Here is a 16,292-nt window from a genome sequence, read left to right as displayed (position 1 = left end):
AACTATGGCTATCGTTAAATGTAAGCCGACCTCCGCTGGTCGTCGTCATGTAGTAAAAATTGTTAACGCAGAATTACATAAGGGTAAACCTTATGCACCATTATTAGATTCTAAGTCTAAAACTGGTGGTCGTAATAATTTAGGTCGTATTACCACTCGTCATATCGGTGGTGGTCATAAACAGCATTATCGTTTAATTGATTTTAAACGTAATAAATTAGATATTCCTGCTGTTGTTGAACGTTTAGAATATGATCCAAACCGTTCTGCTAATATTGCATTAGTACTTTATAAAGATGGTGAACGTCGTTATATTTTGGCTCCTAAAGGTTTATCTGTAGGTGATCAAATTCAAGCGGGTGTTTCAGCTCCAATTAAAGTAGGTAACTCATTACCAATGCGTAATATCCCTGTAGGTTCAACAATTCACAATGTAGAATTAAAACCAGGAAAAGGCGGTCAAATCGCTCGTTCTGCAGGTGCATATGTACAAATTATTGCTCGTGAAGGTAATTATGTAACTTTACGTCTTCGCTCAGGTGAAATGCGTAAAGTATTAGCTGAATGTTCTGCTACCATTGGTGAAGTAGGTAATTCAGAACATATGCTTCGCGTTCTTGGTAAAGCAGGTGCAAACCGTTGGAGAGGTATTCGTCCAACAGTTCGTGGTACTGCAATGAACCCAGTAGATCACCCACACGGTGGTGGTGAAGGTCGTAACTTCGGTAAACACCCTGTTACTCCTTGGGGTGTTCAAACCAAAGGTAAGAAAACTCGCCATAACAAACGTACAGATAAATTTATTGTACGTCGTCGTGGTAAATAAATTTTTAATTAATTAAGAGGTAAGCCATGCCACGTTCTCTCAAGAAGGGTCCATTCCTTGACCTACACTTGTTGAAGAAGGTAGAGAAGGCGGTGGAAAGCGGGGATAAAAAGCCAATTAAAACTTGGTCCCGTCGTTCAATGATCATTCCGTCAATGATCGGATTGACCATCGCAGTCCATAATGGTCGTCAGCATGTTCCAGTTTATGTTTCTGATGAAATGATCGGTCATAAATTAGGTGAATTTGCACCGACTCGTACATACCGCGGTCATGCCGCAGATAAGAAAGCTAAGAGATAGAGGTAAAAGATGGAAACTATTGCAAAACATCGTTACGCTCGCACTTCTGCCCAAAAAGCTCGCTTAGTTGCTGATTTAATTCGCGGTAAAAAAGTTGCACAAGCACTAGAAATTTTAACTTTCACAAACAAAAAAGCAGCATCTTTAGTTAAGAAAGTGTTAGAATCAGCTATTGCAAATGCAGAGCACAATGATGGTGCAGATGTCGATGACCTTAAAGTTGCAAAGATCTTCGTTGATGAGGGTCCAAGCATGAAGCGTGTAATGCCACGTGCTAAAGGTCGTGCCGATCGTATTTTAAAACGTACAAGCCACATTACTGTGGTTGTGTCAGATCGTTAATCAGTAGGAGAATAACAAATGGGTCAAAAAGTAAATCCACATGGTATTCGCCTTGGTATTGTTAAGCCTTGGAGCTCTACTTGGTTCGCGAATACACAAGATTTTGCATCTAATCTAGATGGTGATTTCAAAGTACGTAAATTTTTAAATAAAGAGTTAGCGAACGCTTCTGTGTCACGTATCACTATTGAACGTCCAGCAAAAAGTATTCGTGTAACAATTCATACTGCTCGTCCTGGTATCGTTATCGGTAAAAAAGGCGAAGATGTTGAAAAATTAAGAAATGCAGTTTCTAAAATTGCAGGTGTTCCAGCACAAATCAACATCGCAGAAGTGAAAAAACCAGAGCTAGATGCAAAATTAGTTGCAGATAGCATTGCTTCTCAACTTGAAAGACGTGTTATGTTCCGTCGTGCAATGAAACGTGCGGTACAAAATGCAATGCGTTTAGGTGCTAAAGGTATCAAAGTTGAAGTTAGCGGTCGTTTAGGTGGTGCAGAAATTGCACGTTCAGAATGGTATCGTGAAGGTCGAGTACCTTTGCATACACTTCGTGCTGACATCGATTATAATACTGCTGAAGCTAATACTACATACGGAGTAATCGGTATTAAAGTATGGATCTTCAAAGGTGAGATTCTTGGTGGAATGGCTGCAGTGATTGAATCTGAGAAAGAACCAGCGACACAGCCTAAAAAGCCTGCTCGCAAAGGTCGTAAATAAGGAGATCACTGAATGTTACAACCAAAACGTACAAAATTCCGTAAAGTTCACAAAGGACGCAACCGTGGTCTCGCGGGTGGTACAGAAGTGAGCTTCGGTTCATTCGGTTTAAAAGCAATTGGTCGTGGTCGTTTAACTGCTCGCCAAATTGAAGCAGCTCGTCGTGCGATGAGCCGTGCGGTAAAACGTCAAGGTAAAATCTGGATTCGTGTATTCCCAGATAAACCAATTACTGAAAAACCATTGGAAGTCCGTATGGGTAAAGGTAAAGGTAATGTAGAATACTGGGTAGCCTTAATCCAACCGGGTAAAGTTCTATATGAAATGGATGGTGTTTCTGAAGAGGTTGCACGTAATGCTTTCGCATTAGCTGCAGCTAAACTTCCGTTTAAAACCACATTTGTAACTAAGACGGTGATGTAATGAAAGCTCAAGAACTACGTACAAAAAGTGTTGAAGAGCTGAATGCTGAATTGGTTAACTTGTTAGGTGAGCAATTCAAGTTGCGTATGCAAGCAGCCACCGGTCAGCTTCAACAAACCCATCAGTTAAAACAAGTGCGTCGCAGTATTGCACAAATCAAAACTGTGTTAACAGAAAAAGCGGGTGAGTAATGACTGATAAAATTCGTAAAGTACAAGGTAAAGTAATTAGCGATAAAATGGATAAATCATTTGTTATTGCTATTGAACGTACGGTTAAACATCCAATTTATGGTAAGTTTATTCGTCGTACAACAAAATTACATGTACATGATGAAAATAACGATGCTAAATTAGGTGATGTAGTTGAAATTAAAGAGTGTCGCCCACTCTCTAAAACTAAATCATGGACTTTAGTTCGTGTTGTTGAGAAAGCAGTAGTTGCTTAATCAGTAACTGGTATGAAAAGTAAACGGTTTTATACCGTTTACTTTTTTTGTTGTCCTTTAGTTGAACGGTGTGTATAATATGACACCTGTCCATTTTAGGATAGATTCGTCCCGAAAGGGTGTTTTTTTATTTAACGGAGCACTAATATGATCCAAGAACAGACTATGCTGGATGTTGCTGATAATTCAGGGGCTCGTAGCGTAATGTGTATCAAGGTTCTAGGTGGATCGCACCGTCGTTACGCTGCAATTGGCGATATCATCAAAGTTACTGTGAAAGAAGCAATTCCTCGTGGTAAAGTTAAAAAAGGTGATGTGTTAAAAGCAGTTGTTGTGCGCACCAAGAAGGGTGTTCGTCGCCCAGATGGCGCGGTTATTCGTTTCGATGGCAACGCTTGTGTTATTTTGAATAATAATACAGAGCAACCAATCGGTACTCGTATTTTTGGACCTGTGACTCGTGAACTTCGTTCTGAGAAGTTTATGAAGATCATTTCTTTAGCTCCAGAAGTACTGTAAGGAGAATGTAATGGCTGCGAAAATTCGTCAAAACGATGAAGTTATTGTTCTTACCGGTAAAGATAAAGGTAAGCGTGGTAAGGTAACTAAAGTGTTACCAAATGGTAAGGTATTTGTTGAAGGCATCAATATTGTTACTAAACATGAAAAACCGGTTCCTGCATTAGGAAAACCAGGTGGTTTAGTTAAACAAGAAGCTGCAATTGAAGTATCAAATGTTGCTATTTTTAACCCTGAAACAAATAAAGCTGACCGAGTGGGTTTTAGATTTGAAGATGGAAAAAAAGTTCGTTTCTTTAAATCTAACGATAAAACAATTTAATTAACTGGAGTAATGCGATGGCGAAACTGCATGATTACTACAGAGAGCAAGTAGTTAATGAATTGAAAAATAAATTCAACTACTCGTCTGTCATGCAAGTCCCACGAATCGAAAAGATAACCCTTAATATGGGTGTGGGTGAAGCATTGACCGATAAAAAACTACTAGATAATGCAGTAGCAGATCTAGCAGCAATTAGCGGTCAAAAACCTTTAATTACAAAAGCTCGCAAATCTGTTGCTGGCTTTAAAATCCGTCAAGGATATCCTATCGGATGTAAAGTAACTCTGCGTGGTGAACGCATGTGGGAGTTCTTTGAAAGATTGATTACTATCGCTGTTCCTCGTACTCGAGATTTTCGTGGCTTGAACACAAAATCTTTTGATGGCCGAGGCAATTACAGTATGGGTGTTCGTGAACAAATCATTTTCCCTGAAATCGACTACGATAAGGTAGATCGTGTACGTGGTTTAGATATTACTATTACTACAACAGCGAAAAATGATGAAGAAGGTTTAGCTTTATTAGCGGCTTTCAATTTCCCATTCCGTAAATAAGGTAGGTTATCATGGCAAAACAATCAATGATTGCACGTGATGTAAAACGTGCAAAGTTAGCTGATAAGTTTTACGAAAAGCGTGAAGAATTAAAGAAAATTATTTCTAGTACTAATTCTTCGGATGAAGAGCGTTGGGATGCTGTATTAAAATTACAGTCTTTACCTCGCGATTCAAGTCCTAGCCGTCAGCGTAACCGTTGTGCCCAAACTGGTCGTCCACATGGTGTACTTCGTAAGTTTGGCCTAAGCCGTATTAAAGTCCGTGAAGCAGCAATGCGTGGAGAAATCCCTGGGCTTAAAAAGGCAAGTTGGTAATACCTCTTTTAATTTGGAATCATGGGAGTAAATACATGAGCATGCAAGATCCAATCGCAGATATGCTGACCCGTATTCGTAATGGTCAAGCAGCGAATAAAGTTGCAATCAGTATGCCTTCTTCTAAGTTAAAAGTTGCTATTGCAAACGTTTTAGCTGAAGAAGGTTATGTTGAAGGCTTCAAAATTGTTGAAGGTTCAAAACCTGAGTTGGAAATTACATTAAAGTATTTCCAAAATAAACCTGTTGTAGAAAGTATTCAGAGAGTGAGTCGCCCTGGTCTTCGTATTTATAAACGTAAAGACGAATTGCCAAAAGTTATGGGTGGTTTAGGTATTGCTGTTGTTTCTACATCAAAAGGTGTAATGACCGACCGAGCAGCTCGTCAAGCTGGTCTTGGTGGTGAAATTATATGTTATGTAGCGTAATTAAGGGGTAGGAAAAATGTCTCGTGTTGCAAAAGCACCTGTTAATGTTCCTGCCGGTGTTGAAGTTAAACTCAACGGTCAGCTATTAACAGTTAAAGGAAAAAATGGTGAATTATTACGTGAAATTCACCGTGCAGTTGAAGTGAAATATGAAGATAATGCATTAACTTTTTCACCAAGAATTGGTGTAGCAAATTCAGATGCACAAGCAGGGACTGCTCGCGCACTTGTAAATGCAATGGTTATTGGTGTTACTGAAGGTTTTACTAAAAAATTGCAATTGGTCGGGGTTGGTTATAGAGCGCAAATTAAGGGTAATGTTGTTGCCTTAAATTTAGGTTTCTCTCACCCTATAGAACATACGTTGCCAGCTGGTGTAACTGCTGAATGTCCATCTCAGACAGAAGTTGTTCTTAAGAGTGCAGACAAGCAGTTAATTGGTCAGGTTGCAGCAGATATTCGTGCATATCGCCGTCCAGAGCCTTATAAAGGTAAAGGTGTACGTTATTCAGATGAAGTTGTACGTACAAAAGAAGCGAAGAAAAAGTAAAGTAAGGTAACACTATGGATAAGAAAGTAGCTCGTATCCGTCGTGCAAGCCGTGCACGTCATTTAATGAGAGAGCAAGGTGCAACCCGTTTGGTTGTGCATCGCACACCTCGTCATATTTATGCGCAGGTTATTGCACCTAATAGCTCAGAAGTACTAGTAGCAGCTTCAACTGTTGAAAAAGTAATTAAAGAGCAAGTTAAATATACTGGTAATAAAGATGCAGCAGCAGCAGTTGGTAAATTAGTTGCTGAGCGTGCTTTAGCTAAAGGTATTGAAACGGTTGCATTTGATCGTTCTGGTTTTAAATACCATGGTCGAGTTCAATCATTGGCAGATGCTGCTCGTGAAGCTGGTCTTCAGTTCTAATAGAGGAATTTGAGATGTCAAACATCGAAAAACAAGCTGGTGAACTGCAGGAAAAGCTAATCGCGGTTAACCGTGTTTCTAAAACCGTAAAAGGTGGTCGTATTATGAGCTTTACCGCTTTAACAGTGGTAGGCGATGGTAATGGTCGTGTTGGTTTTGGATATGGTAAAGCTCGTGAGGTTCCAGCAGCAATCCAGAAAGCGATGGAGAAAGCTCGTCGCAATATGATTAATGTAGCTTTAAATGAAGGTACATTACAACACCCAGTTAAAGGTTCTCATACTGGTTCTAGAGTATTTATGCAACCAGCTAGTGAAGGTACAGGTATCATCGCTGGTGGTGCTATGCGTTCAGTATTGGAAGTTGCAGGAGTGCGTAACGTTTTATCAAAAGCGTATGGCTCAACTAATCCAATAAATGTTGTTCGTGCAACTATAGATGCTCTTGCAAATATGAAATCACCAGAAATGGTTGCTGCTAAGCGCGGTAAAACCGTTGATGATATTTTGGGGTAATTGAATATGGCAAAAACAATTAAAGTAACACAAGTTCGTAGTTCTATCGCTCGTTTACCGAAACATAAAGCTACATTAAAAGGACTAGGTCTACGCCATATTCGCCATACTGTAGAATTGATTGATACACCAGCAGTGCGTGGTATGATTAATCAGGTTTCATATATGGTTAAGGTTGAGGAGTAATAGAATGCGTTTAAATTCTCTATCCCCAGCTGATGGCGCTAAGCATAGTGAAAAGCGTCTTGGCCGTGGTATTGGTTCTGGTTTAGGTAAAACTGGTGGGCGTGGTCATAAAGGTCAAAAATCTCGTACTGGTGGCGGAGTTCGTCGCGGTTTCGAGGGTGGTCAAATGCCTTTATATCGTCGTTTACCAAAATTTGGCTTTACTTCTCTTAAATCATTACATTCAGCAGAAGTTCGTTTGAATGAGTTAGAGAGAGTAGAGGGTAACGTTGTAACTTTAGAAACACTTAAAGCAGCTAACATTATTACTAAAGATATTTTGGCAGCAAAAGTTATTTTATCTGGCAAAATTGAGAAAGCTTTAGTAGTAAAAGGGTTACGAGTAACCAAAGGTGCAAAAGTAGCAATTGAAGCTGCTGGTGGTTCTATCGAGGAATAATAAATGGCTAAACAACCAGGATTTCAAGGTAATACTAAAAAAGGAACTGGCGAATTAAAATCTAGATTGTTGTTTGTTCTAGGTGCTTTAGTAGTGTTTCGTATCGGTTCTTTCATTCCTGTTCCTGGTATTGATGCTTCTGTATTATCCGAGCTAGTAAATCAACAACAAGGTACCATCATTGACATGTTTAATATGTTTTCCGGTGGTGCTTTGAGTAGGGCTTCTATATTTGCGTTAGGTATAATGCCTTATATATCGGCTTCCATTATTTTGCAATTATTGACAGCAATTCATCCAGCATTGATTGAATTGAAGAAAGAAGGTGAAGCTGGAAGACGTAAAATTAGCAAATATACTCGATATGCCACTTTACTGTTGGCTTTTATTCAGTCAATAGGTATTTCTTTGGCCTTACCAAATATGATTCAAGGGTTGGTACCTGATCCTAGTTTTCTATTCTATGTGACTTCTGTAATTAGTCTTGTTACTGGAACCATGTTCCTTATGTGGCTTGGAGAGCAGATTACTGAGAGAGGAATTGGAAATGGTATATCCCTCATAATCTTTGCAGGGATTGTCGCAGGCTTACCATCTGTTATTGGGCAAACTATTGAACAAGCTCGTCAAGGAGAAATTTCTTTACTTGTCTTGTTATTAATTGCAGTAATAGCCTTTGCGGTGACATATTTTGTTGTGTTTGTTGAGCGTGGGCAAAGAAGAATTGTTGTGAATTATGCTAGTCGTCAGCAAGGCAGAATGATGGCTCCTGCAAGATCTTCACATTTACCTCTGAAAGTGAATATGGCTGGGGTTATTCCCGCGATTTTTGCATCGAGTGTAATATTATTTCCAGCGAGTATTACTCAATGGTTTGGGCAAAGTGAAGGTTTTGAATGGTTATTTGATTTATCACAATTATTGCAACCAGGTCAGCCATTGTATATTGTGCTGTTTGCTGTAGCTGTTATTTTCTTTGCATTTTTCTATACAGGAATGCAATATAATCCACGTGATACAGCGGATAATTTAAAGAAATCAGGTGCGTTTGTACCAGGTTATAGACCAGGTGAACAGACATCTCGTTATATCGATAAAGTGATGACACGTTTAACATTAATTGGTGCGTTGTATATTACTTTTGTTTGTTTGGTTCCGTATATCATTACATCTCTATGGAAGGTTCCGTTTCAATTAGGTGGAACTTCACTATTGATTGTAGTGGTAGTTATTATGGATTTCATCGCACAAGTTCAGAGTCATTTAATGTCTTTACAATATGATTCTGTGTTGAAGAAAGCCAATCTAAAAGGCTTAGGGCAATAGCCATTTCATAAAAAGGATAAGCAATGAAAGTTCGTGCTTCAGTTAAGAAATTATGTCGTAACTGTAAAGTTGTGAAGCGTCAAGGTGTCGTTCGTGTAATTTGTAGCGATGCTAAACATAAACAACGTCAAGGTTAATTGATATTCTTTCTTGCAAAGAACCAGCTGAGTAGTTATACTGCTCAGCTCATTTCGTCCTGATATACTGTTTGAGTATCCTGAAACGGGCTTTTCAAGATCAGTATATCAATAAACATTAAGTAAAATAGGAGTGCATAGTGGCCCGTATTGCAGGCATTAACATTCCTGATCAAAAACACACTGTAATCGCATTAACTGCTATTTATGGTATCGGTAAAACTCGTGCTCAAGCAATTTGTGCTTCTGCGGGTATTGCTGAAGATGTAAAGATCAGAGAATTGTCTGAAGAGCAGATTGAAAAACTGCGTGAAGAAGTTGGTAAATTTACTGTCGAAGGTGATTTACGTCGTGAAGTAACTTTGAGTATCAAGCGTCTATTAGACCTAGGTTGTTACCGTGGTTTGCGTCATCGTCGTAGTTTACCAGTACGTGGTCAACGTACTAAGACTAATGCGCGTACTCGTAAGGGTCCACGCAAACCGATCAAGAAATAATCGGAGTAGATAAATAATGGCTAAAACACCAGTTCGTGCGCGTAAGCGTGTAAAAAAACAGATCGTAGATGGCATTGCGCATATCCATGCATCTTTCAATAATACAATCGTAACCATTACTGACCGTCAAGGAAATGCTTTAGCTTGGGCTACAGCTGGCGGTTCAGGTTTCCGTGGTTCTCGTAAATCAACCCCATTTGCAGCTCAAGTTGCAGCAGAGCGTTGTGCTGAAGTTGTTAAAGAGTTTGGTTTAAAGAATTTAGAGGTTATGGTTAAGGGACCGGGTCCAGGTCGTGAATCAACAATCCGTGCTTTAAGTGCGGCGGGTTTTCGTATCACGAATATTACTGATGTGACTCCGATTCCTCATAACGGTTGTCGTCCACCGAAAAAACGTCGCGTATAATTGACGTTAGAATAATTGGAGAAAGAAAATGGCAAGATATTTGGGTCCAAAGCTCAAGCTAAGCCGTCGTGAGGGTACTGATTTATTCCTTAAATCAGGCGTTCGAGCGATCGAGTCAAAATGTAAAATTGATACAGCACCTGGTCAACATGGTGCTCGTAAACCACGTTTGTCTGATTATGGTAGTCAGCTTCGTGAAAAACAAAAAGTTCGCCGTATGTATGGTATTTTGGAACGTCAATTCCGTAATTACTATAAAGAAGCTAACCGTTTAAAAGGCAATACCGGTGAGAACTTATTAGTCTTGTTAGAAGGACGTTTAGACAATGTTGTTTATCGTATGGGATTTGCAGCAACTAGAGCAGAAGCTCGTCAGTTAGTTAGTCACAAATCTATCGTGGTAAATGGTCGAGTAGTAAATATTCCTTCTTACCAAGTTTCTGTTGATGATGTAGTTGCTGTTCGTGAGAAATCAAAAAAACAAGCACGTATCAAAGCATCATTAGAATTAGCGACTCAGCGTGAAAAACCAACTTGGTTAGAAGTTGATGCTACAAAGATGGAAGGTGTATTTAAACGTACGCCTGAACGTTCTGATCTATCAGCAGATATTAATGAACATCTGATCGTTGAGCTCTATTCTAAATAATAAGTAGTGCTTAAAAGCAAAGAGAGGATAAAATGCAGGGTTCTGTGACAGAATTTTTAAAGCCACACTTAGTGAACATTGAACAAATTAGTTCTACTCACGCAAAAGTGACCTTAGAACCGTTAGAGCGTGGTTTTGGCCACACATTAGGTAACGCACTTCGTCGCATTTTACTTTCGTCTATGCCTGGTTATGCAGTTACAGAAGTAGAAATTGATGGTGTATTACATGAATACAGCAGTAAAGAAGGCGTACAAGAAGATATTCTTGAGGTATTGTTAAACCTTAAAGGTCTAGCGGTAAAGGTGCAAAATAAAGATGATATTATTTTGACTCTAACTAAATCTGGAATTGGCCCTGTGACTGCAGCAGACATTACGCACGATGGTGATGTTGAAATTGTGAATCCTGATCATGTTATTTGTCATTTGACAGATAAAAATGCAACGATTAGTATGAGAATTCGAGTGCAACGTGGTCGTGGATATGTACCAGCTTCTGCTCGTGTACATTTACAAGACGATGATCGTCCAATTGGTCGCTTATTAGTTGATGCACGTTTTAGTCCAGTGGATCGCATTGCTTACAATGTAGAAGCTGCTCGTGTCGAACAACGTACAGACTTAGATAAGCTTATTATTGATATGGAAACCAACGGAACATTAGATCCAGAGGATGCCATCCGTCGTGCTGCAACGATTTTAGCGGAACAACTTGCCGCATTCGTTGATTTGCGTGATGTTCGTCAGCCTGAAGTAAAAGAAGAAAAACCGGAGTTTGATCCTATTCTTCTCCGTCCAGTCGATGATTTAGAGCTGACAGTTCGTTCTGCTAACTGTTTGAAAGCAGAGACAATTCACTATATCGGTGATTTAGTACAGCGTACAGAAGTTGAATTATTAAAAACACCTAATTTAGGTAAGAAGTCACTTACTGAAATTAAAGATGTTTTAGCTTCTCGTGGCTTATCACTGGGTATGCGCCTTGAAAATTGGCCTCCAGCAAGTATTGCTGAAGAATAATTTTAGGTATTAGATTTTCTAAGAAGGAATAAGGTTATGCGCCATCGTAAGAGTGGACGTCAATTAAACCGTAACAGTAGTCATCGCCAAGCGATGTTTCGTAATATGGCAAGTTCTTTGGTTAATCATGAGATTATCAAAACGACTTTGCCTAAAGCGAAAGAGTTACGTCGTGTAGTTGAGCCGTTAATTACTTTAGCAAAAGTTGATAGCGTAGCTAATCGTCGTTTAGCTTTTGCTCGTACACGCAACGTAGATACAGTTGCTAAATTATTTAATGAATTAGGCCCACGTTTTTCTCAACGTACTGGGGGATATACCCGTATTTTGAAATGTGGTTTCCGTTCAGGAGATAATGCTCCAATGGCTTATATTGAGCTAGTTGAGCGCTCAGCAGATGCTGAAGCAACTAAAGAGTAATAGTGTAGTGTAAATAAGTAATAAAGCCCGGAAATAATTTCGGGCTTTATTATTTATTAATAGTAAAAACTATTTTTACAATATTTCTATTTATTTCTTTTTTGATAAATAATACACTGCAATTGTAATTTATTGTTAATTAATAAGAGGTTTCGTATGAAAAAAGTATTAGTATTAAAATCAAGCATCCTTGCAGGTTATTCACAATCTAATCAATTAAGTGATTATTTTGTATCTAAATTAAATGGCGATGTGACAACTCGTGATCTAGTTGCTCAACCATTACCATATTTTACTGGTGATGCAGCTGCTGCAACTCGTGGTGAAGCACAATCAGAAGAACAAAAATCATTATTAGCATTATCAGATAGTTTAGTTGCTGAATTAAAAGGCACTGATGTTGTAGTTATCAATGCTCCTATGTATAACTTCAATGTTCCTGCACAATTAAAGAGCTATTTTGATTTTATTGCTCGTGCTGGTGTTACGTTCCAATATACAGCTGAAGGCCCAGAAGGGTTGGTAAAAGGCAAAAAAGCAGTTGTTATTTTAACAAGTGGTGGTATGCATAAAGATGGTCCAACAGATTTAGTTAAACCATTTGTACAAACTTTCTTAGGCTTTATTGGTATCACTGATGTTCAATTTGTTTACGCTCCAGGTTTAGCTATGGCAGATCAAGCTCCAAAATCAATTGAAGCAGCAAAACAAGAATTAGATAGTATTGTAGCAGCTTTATAATTTTTGTTAGAAAATAGTTTTTATATATTGACAAGGAACTTATGTTCCTTGTTTTTTTATTTAAAATAAGTATAATCCGACCGCTTGTTCTCTATTTTTTATGAGTTCAAGTTTCGTACTCTCACCTCGAACGAGAGTTTTATTTTTACTATCAAAATTAGAGGAAGGTTATGGTAACCATTCGTTTAACTCGTGGCGGAGCTAAAAAACGCCCATTTTATCAAATCGTGGTAGCAGATAGTCGTTCACCACGTGATGGTCGCTTCATTGAGCGTATCGGTTTTTTCAACCCAATTGCAACAGGTAAAGCAGAACGTTTACGTTTAGATGTTTCTAAAGTTGATGAGTGGGTTGCTAAAGGTGCTTCACTTTCAGTACGTGTTGCTACCTTAGTTAAAGAAGCGCGTCAAGCAGCTTAATCTTTATTTTATTGTGGGTGAATAATTATGAGTAAGCAATTTGAAGTCGTTGGAAAATTAGGATCGACCTATGGAATCCGAGGCTGGTTGCGTCTTTATTCATCAACAGAATATTCTGAAAGTATTTTTGATTATCAGCCATGGTTTTTGAATGTAAAAGGGCAATGGCGAGAAATTAAACTAGAAACTTGGCGTTATCACAATAATGATTTGATTGTTAAGTTAGTAGGAACGGATGACCGTGAGTCAGCTCAGCTATTAACCAATATGGAAATTGGCGTTGATTTAAGCTGTTTTCCTGAGCTAGAAGAAGGTGATTATTATTGGCACGATTTAATTGGGTGCGAAGTAGTTACTTTAGATGGCTATAATATGGGAAAAGTAACTGAATTGATGGAAACAGGATCAAATGATGTATTGGTTGTGCAAGCAAGTAGTAAAGATGCTTTTGGTAAACAGGAACGATTAATTCCGTTCTTATACGAACAAGTAGTTAAAAGAGTAGATCTCACCACTAAAATTATTGAAGTGGATTGGGACGCTGGTTTCTAACCTCAGGTATGCGGTTAGCTTTAGATGTAGCATTTCAGAGAAAATAGAGTATGTGGATTGGTATCATTTCACTCTTCCCCGAGATGTTTAAAGCAATTACCGAATTCGGGGTTACAGGTAGAGCAGTAAAGCATAATCTATTACAAGTGTCATGTTGGAATCCAAGAGATTTCACTCATGATAAGCATAAGACAGTTGATGATCGCCCTTATGGTGGTGGCCCAGGCATGTTAATGATGGTTCAGCCTCTTCGTGATGCAATTCATGAAGCTAAACTGACCGCTTGTAAAGAAGATGGTGTGGAAGCAAAGGTTATTTATCTTTCTCCACAAGGTCGTAAATTGGATCAAGGTGGCGTACAAGAACTTGCTACAAATCAGAAACTGATTTTGGTATGTGGACGTTACGAAGGCATTGATGAAAGATTAATTCAATCTGAAGTTGATGAGGAGTGGTCAATTGGGGATTATGTTTTAACGGGTGGGGAATTGCCTGCAATGACATTAATTGATGCAGTTGCAAGATTTATTCCTGGAGTATTAGGTAAGCAAGCTTCTGCATTAGAGGATTCTTTTGCGGAAGGGTTATTAGATTGTCCTCACTATACTCGCCCAGAAGTGTTAGATGGAATACCTGTACCATCGGTACTGATGTCTGGACATCATGAGAATATTCGTCAATGGCGATTAGAACAATCGCTTGAGAGAACATGGTTAAGACGCCCTGAGCTATTGGATAGCCTAGCTCTGACTGACGAACAACGGGTGTTGTTAGAAAAAGTTAAAAAACGACACAAATCAGTTAATTCTAGGATATAGAAGGTTTTTAAAATGAGTAATATCATCAAACAACTTGAACAAGAACAGTTAAAACAGAACATACCAAGTTTCCGTCCAGGTGACACATTAGAAGTTAAGGTATGGGTAGTAGAAGGTAGTAAAAGACGTTTGCAAGCGTTCGAAGGCGTGGTTATTGCAATTCGTAACCGTGGCTTGCACTCAGCATTTACCTTACGTAAAGTTTCAAACGGCGTAGGCGTTGAGCGTGTATTCCAAACTCACTCACCTGTTATTGACAGTATTGCTGTTAAACGTAAAGGTGCGGTACGTAAAGCTAAACTTTACTACTTACGTGAGCGTTCAGGTAAATCTGCACGTATTAAAGAGCGTCTCGGCAATTAATTTGCATTTAGGTAATATGTTAAAGGCTTGGAATTTTCCAAGCCTTTCTTAATTTATAGCTAAAAATAATTATTTTTTATTATAGTAAATTATTTTATTACCAAAATATTTCCATAAAACAATAAATGCAATTGTTATACCAATTAAGATTGGGGCTAAAGTTACTCCCTTAACAGATAAATAGTAATGAATACCTGCAGCACCAATAGCTATATATGCAAGTTGATGAACTTTAAACCAATATTGAGCTAGTAATTTTTTAATATAAGGTAAAGAAGTTACTGACATAATAAATAGAATAGCAAACGCGATTGTACCCAATATTAAATAAGGACGACTAATTACTTCACTAAAAAATAGTGATATATCCAATCCTAGTTCTAAAAATAAATAACTGGCGACATGCAATACTGCCCAAGCAAAAGCCCATAGACCTAAAGGTCTTCGTAAAATTTGATACTGATTCTTTTTAAGAATTTGTAGTATGATCCCCAAGAGGAACATAATACAAAAAATAATAATGGCGGTATAACCTAAAAAATGTTCTATTTCTTTTATGGGATCTGCGCCAAAGGTAGTTTCATCTCCTATCCATAATACGCTAATGAGCCATATTAAAGGCAATATACAACCCAAATGGATGAATATTCTTAGTTTCGTCAGCATTAATAATTTACCTTCAAATCTAAATCTTTATAAAGGTGAGCAACTTCTTGTTCATAGCCATTAAACATTAAAGTCGGCTGACGTTTTACACTTAATAATCCACCTGCACCAATAACTCGTTCTGATGCTTGTGACCAACGAGGATGATCGACATTAGGATTCACATTGGCATAAAAACCATATTCTTGAGGAGCGAGTTTTTCCCAAGTAGTACGAGGTCGAGTTTCTGATAAAGTAATTTTTACAATAGATTTAATACTTTTAAATCCATATTTCCACGGTACAACAAGTCGAATTGGGGCGCCATTTTGTGGCGGTAATGCTTTACCATAAAGCCCTACGGACATAAGCGTTAATGGATTCATTGCCTCTGCGATAGTAAGCCCTTCAACGTAAGGGTATTCAATTCCTCCACCAAAGAAATGATTTTTCTGTCCCGGCATTTGTTCCGGATCGTGTAAGGTATGAAATACCACATATTTTGCACGGCTAGTAGGCTTTGCTTTAGCGATTAATTTATTGAGTTCGAAACCAATCCATGGAATAACCATCGCCCAAGCTTCAACACAACGGAAACGATATATTCTTTCTTCAAGGGGGAATTGGGTAAAAAGTTGGTCATAATCTAAAGTAAATGGATTTTCAACTTCTCCTCCTATTTCTAATTGCCAAGGATCGACCTTAAAATCTTTTGCGTATTGTGCAGGCGATCCTTTTTCTACCCCAAATTCATAGAAATTATTATAGCCAGTAACTTTATTTTCTGGAGTTAGGATAAGATCACTTGATTTATCTTTTTTAAAATTAAGATTTGCTAATACTTTTTCTTCTGTGGCAAAGGTTGTTTTGGGGAAAGCAAGCGATACGGCACCTAATCCTAGAGCTGTAATAATTTTACGTCTTTGGTAAAAAATATTTTCAGGTGTTACATCATTTTCAGTTAATTTTCTCATCGTTCTTATCCTTTTTTTAGGGTATTATCATTACATTAGACGGCCAAATATAAAAAAT

31 protein-coding genes are annotated in these 16,292 nt (G+C 38.3%); 29 read left to right on the top strand and 2 right to left on the bottom strand.

Going from position 1 to position 16,292, the window contains the following annotated elements; translation table 11 throughout:
- The first annotated feature begins 4 nt into the window (after positions 1-4).
- The 29 genes from rplB (at position 5) to rplS (ending at position 14,615) form a co-directional block, all read left to right on the top strand.
- On the top strand, positions 5-826 hold the full coding sequence (rplB, locus tag Q1J40_RS04260; RefSeq protein WP_301098807.1) for a 50S ribosomal protein L2: 822 nt from the start codon (positions 5-7) through the stop codon (positions 824-826).
- Positions 827-852: 26 nt separating this feature from the next.
- A complete protein-coding gene (gene rpsS, locus Q1J40_RS04255) occupies positions 853-1,128 on the top strand; it encodes a 30S ribosomal protein S19 (protein ID WP_077559287.1) in 276 nt (91 codons plus the stop codon).
- 9 nt (positions 1,129-1,137) lie between these two features.
- A complete protein-coding gene (gene rplV / locus Q1J40_RS04250) occupies positions 1,138-1,470 on the top strand; it encodes a 50S ribosomal protein L22 (protein WP_121123652.1) in 333 nt (110 codons plus the stop codon).
- Positions 1,471-1,488: 18 nt separating this feature from the next.
- A complete protein-coding gene (gene rpsC, locus Q1J40_RS04245; RefSeq protein ID WP_301098805.1) occupies positions 1,489-2,193 on the top strand; it encodes a 30S ribosomal protein S3 in 705 nt (234 codons plus the stop codon).
- Between the two features lie 12 nt (positions 2,194-2,205).
- Positions 2,206-2,616 (top strand): 50S ribosomal protein L16, encoded by a 411-nt coding sequence (gene rplP / locus Q1J40_RS04240; RefSeq protein WP_121123648.1) that lies wholly within the window; start codon positions 2,206-2,208, stop codon positions 2,614-2,616.
- Positions 2,616-2,807, top strand: coding sequence for a 50S ribosomal protein L29 (gene rpmC / locus Q1J40_RS04235; RefSeq protein ID WP_005539356.1), 192 nt, complete (start codon positions 2,616-2,618; stop codon positions 2,805-2,807). Before rplP ends, rpmC begins: the two co-directional genes overlap by 1 nt.
- On the top strand, positions 2,807-3,064 hold the full coding sequence (gene rpsQ / locus Q1J40_RS04230; RefSeq protein ID WP_121123647.1) for a 30S ribosomal protein S17: 258 nt from the start codon (positions 2,807-2,809) through the stop codon (positions 3,062-3,064). Before rpmC ends, rpsQ begins: the two co-directional genes overlap by 1 nt.
- A gap of 147 nt (positions 3,065-3,211) precedes the next feature.
- Entirely contained in the window at positions 3,212-3,583 is a 372-nt protein-coding gene (gene rplN, locus Q1J40_RS04225) for a 50S ribosomal protein L14 (protein ID WP_005711998.1), read from the top strand.
- A gap of 10 nt (positions 3,584-3,593) precedes the next feature.
- The gene (gene rplX / locus Q1J40_RS04220; RefSeq protein WP_301098802.1) at positions 3,594-3,905 is read left to right on the top strand and encodes a 50S ribosomal protein L24; all 312 of its coding nucleotides are present in this window, start codon (positions 3,594-3,596) and stop codon (positions 3,903-3,905) included.
- A gap of 17 nt (positions 3,906-3,922) precedes the next feature.
- Entirely contained in the window at positions 3,923-4,462 is a 540-nt protein-coding gene (gene rplE / locus Q1J40_RS04215; RefSeq protein WP_301098801.1) for a 50S ribosomal protein L5, read from the top strand.
- A gap of 11 nt (positions 4,463-4,473) precedes the next feature.
- A complete protein-coding gene (gene rpsN, locus Q1J40_RS04210; protein ID WP_301098800.1) occupies positions 4,474-4,779 on the top strand; it encodes a 30S ribosomal protein S14 in 306 nt (101 codons plus the stop codon).
- 35 nt (positions 4,780-4,814) lie between these two features.
- Complete coding sequence (gene rpsH / locus Q1J40_RS04205) at positions 4,815-5,207, top strand: 30S ribosomal protein S8 (RefSeq protein ID WP_301098799.1); 393 nt, start codon at positions 4,815-4,817, stop codon at positions 5,205-5,207.
- A gap of 16 nt (positions 5,208-5,223) precedes the next feature.
- Entirely contained in the window at positions 5,224-5,757 is a 534-nt protein-coding gene (gene rplF, locus Q1J40_RS04200; protein WP_301098798.1) for a 50S ribosomal protein L6, read from the top strand.
- Between the two features lie 14 nt (positions 5,758-5,771).
- Entirely contained in the window at positions 5,772-6,125 is a 354-nt protein-coding gene (gene rplR / locus Q1J40_RS04195) for a 50S ribosomal protein L18 (RefSeq protein WP_301098797.1), read from the top strand.
- A 14-nt stretch (positions 6,126-6,139) separates the two neighbouring features.
- Positions 6,140-6,640 carry a 30S ribosomal protein S5 gene (gene rpsE, locus Q1J40_RS04190; RefSeq protein ID WP_121123633.1) on the top strand — a complete coding sequence of 167 codons (501 nt, stop codon included), beginning with the start codon at positions 6,140-6,142 and terminating at the stop codon, positions 6,638-6,640.
- A gap of 6 nt (positions 6,641-6,646) precedes the next feature.
- A complete protein-coding gene (rpmD, locus tag Q1J40_RS04185; RefSeq protein ID WP_121123631.1) occupies positions 6,647-6,826 on the top strand; it encodes a 50S ribosomal protein L30 in 180 nt (59 codons plus the stop codon).
- A 4-nt stretch (positions 6,827-6,830) separates the two neighbouring features.
- Positions 6,831-7,265 carry a 50S ribosomal protein L15 gene (gene rplO / locus Q1J40_RS04180; RefSeq protein ID WP_301098796.1) on the top strand — a complete coding sequence of 145 codons (435 nt, stop codon included), beginning with the start codon at positions 6,831-6,833 and terminating at the stop codon, positions 7,263-7,265.
- Between the two features lie 3 nt (positions 7,266-7,268).
- Positions 7,269-8,591: a preprotein translocase subunit SecY gene (gene secY / locus Q1J40_RS04175; protein WP_301098795.1), complete on the top strand. Its 1,323-nt coding sequence runs from the start codon at positions 7,269-7,271 to the stop codon at positions 8,589-8,591.
- Positions 8,592-8,614: 23 nt separating this feature from the next.
- Positions 8,615-8,728 carry a 50S ribosomal protein L36 gene (gene rpmJ / locus Q1J40_RS04170; protein WP_301098794.1) on the top strand — a complete coding sequence of 38 codons (114 nt, stop codon included), beginning with the start codon at positions 8,615-8,617 and terminating at the stop codon, positions 8,726-8,728.
- Between the two features lie 140 nt (positions 8,729-8,868).
- On the top strand, positions 8,869-9,225 hold the full coding sequence (gene rpsM / locus Q1J40_RS04165; protein ID WP_121123623.1) for a 30S ribosomal protein S13: 357 nt from the start codon (positions 8,869-8,871) through the stop codon (positions 9,223-9,225).
- Positions 9,226-9,241: 16 nt separating this feature from the next.
- A complete protein-coding gene (rpsK, locus tag Q1J40_RS04160; protein WP_301098793.1) occupies positions 9,242-9,631 on the top strand; it encodes a 30S ribosomal protein S11 in 390 nt (129 codons plus the stop codon).
- 28 nt (positions 9,632-9,659) lie between these two features.
- Positions 9,660-10,280, top strand: coding sequence for a 30S ribosomal protein S4 (rpsD, locus tag Q1J40_RS04155; RefSeq protein WP_121123619.1), 621 nt, complete (start codon positions 9,660-9,662; stop codon positions 10,278-10,280).
- Positions 10,281-10,312: 32 nt separating this feature from the next.
- Positions 10,313-11,302 carry a DNA-directed RNA polymerase subunit alpha gene (locus Q1J40_RS04150; RefSeq protein WP_301098792.1) on the top strand — a complete coding sequence of 330 codons (990 nt, stop codon included), beginning with the start codon at positions 10,313-10,315 and terminating at the stop codon, positions 11,300-11,302.
- A 36-nt stretch (positions 11,303-11,338) separates the two neighbouring features.
- Positions 11,339-11,722 carry a 50S ribosomal protein L17 gene (gene rplQ, locus Q1J40_RS04145; RefSeq protein ID WP_301098791.1) on the top strand — a complete coding sequence of 128 codons (384 nt, stop codon included), beginning with the start codon at positions 11,339-11,341 and terminating at the stop codon, positions 11,720-11,722.
- Positions 11,723-11,878: 156 nt separating this feature from the next.
- The gene (locus Q1J40_RS04140; protein WP_301098790.1) at positions 11,879-12,463 is read left to right on the top strand and encodes an FMN-dependent NADH-azoreductase; all 585 of its coding nucleotides are present in this window, start codon (positions 11,879-11,881) and stop codon (positions 12,461-12,463) included.
- Between the two features lie 170 nt (positions 12,464-12,633).
- Positions 12,634-12,882: a 30S ribosomal protein S16 gene (rpsP, locus tag Q1J40_RS04135; protein ID WP_301098789.1), complete on the top strand. Its 249-nt coding sequence runs from the start codon at positions 12,634-12,636 to the stop codon at positions 12,880-12,882.
- Positions 12,883-12,909: 27 nt separating this feature from the next.
- On the top strand, positions 12,910-13,434 hold the full coding sequence (gene rimM, locus Q1J40_RS04130) for a ribosome maturation factor RimM (RefSeq protein ID WP_301098788.1): 525 nt from the start codon (positions 12,910-12,912) through the stop codon (positions 13,432-13,434).
- A gap of 50 nt (positions 13,435-13,484) precedes the next feature.
- Complete coding sequence (gene trmD / locus Q1J40_RS04125; RefSeq protein ID WP_301098787.1) at positions 13,485-14,252, top strand: tRNA (guanosine(37)-N1)-methyltransferase TrmD; 768 nt, start codon at positions 13,485-13,487, stop codon at positions 14,250-14,252.
- A 12-nt stretch (positions 14,253-14,264) separates the two neighbouring features.
- Positions 14,265-14,615, top strand: a complete 351-nt coding sequence (rplS, locus tag Q1J40_RS04120; protein WP_301098786.1) for a 50S ribosomal protein L19 — start codon at positions 14,265-14,267, stop codon at positions 14,613-14,615.
- Positions 14,616-14,684: 69 nt separating this feature from the next.
- Here rplS and msrQ read toward each other — a convergent pair whose 3' ends face one another.
- On the bottom strand, positions 14,685-15,281 hold the full coding sequence (gene msrQ / locus Q1J40_RS04115; protein WP_301098785.1) for a protein-methionine-sulfoxide reductase heme-binding subunit MsrQ: 597 nt from the start codon (positions 15,279-15,281) through the stop codon (positions 14,685-14,687).
- The gene (gene msrP / locus Q1J40_RS04110) at positions 15,281-16,234 is read right to left on the bottom strand and encodes a protein-methionine-sulfoxide reductase catalytic subunit MsrP (protein ID WP_301098784.1); all 954 of its coding nucleotides are present in this window, start codon (positions 16,232-16,234) and stop codon (positions 15,281-15,283) included. Before msrP ends, msrQ begins: the two co-directional genes overlap by 1 nt.
- Positions 16,235-16,292 lie beyond the last annotated feature (58 nt).

The sequence above is a fragment of the Otariodibacter sp. genome (genome assembly GCF_029256985.1).
GTDB lineage: Bacteria > Pseudomonadota > Gammaproteobacteria > Enterobacterales > Pasteurellaceae > Otariodibacter.
The sequence above is the reverse complement of the archived record's forward strand: the minus strand, read 5'-3'. Positions and strand labels throughout refer to the sequence as shown.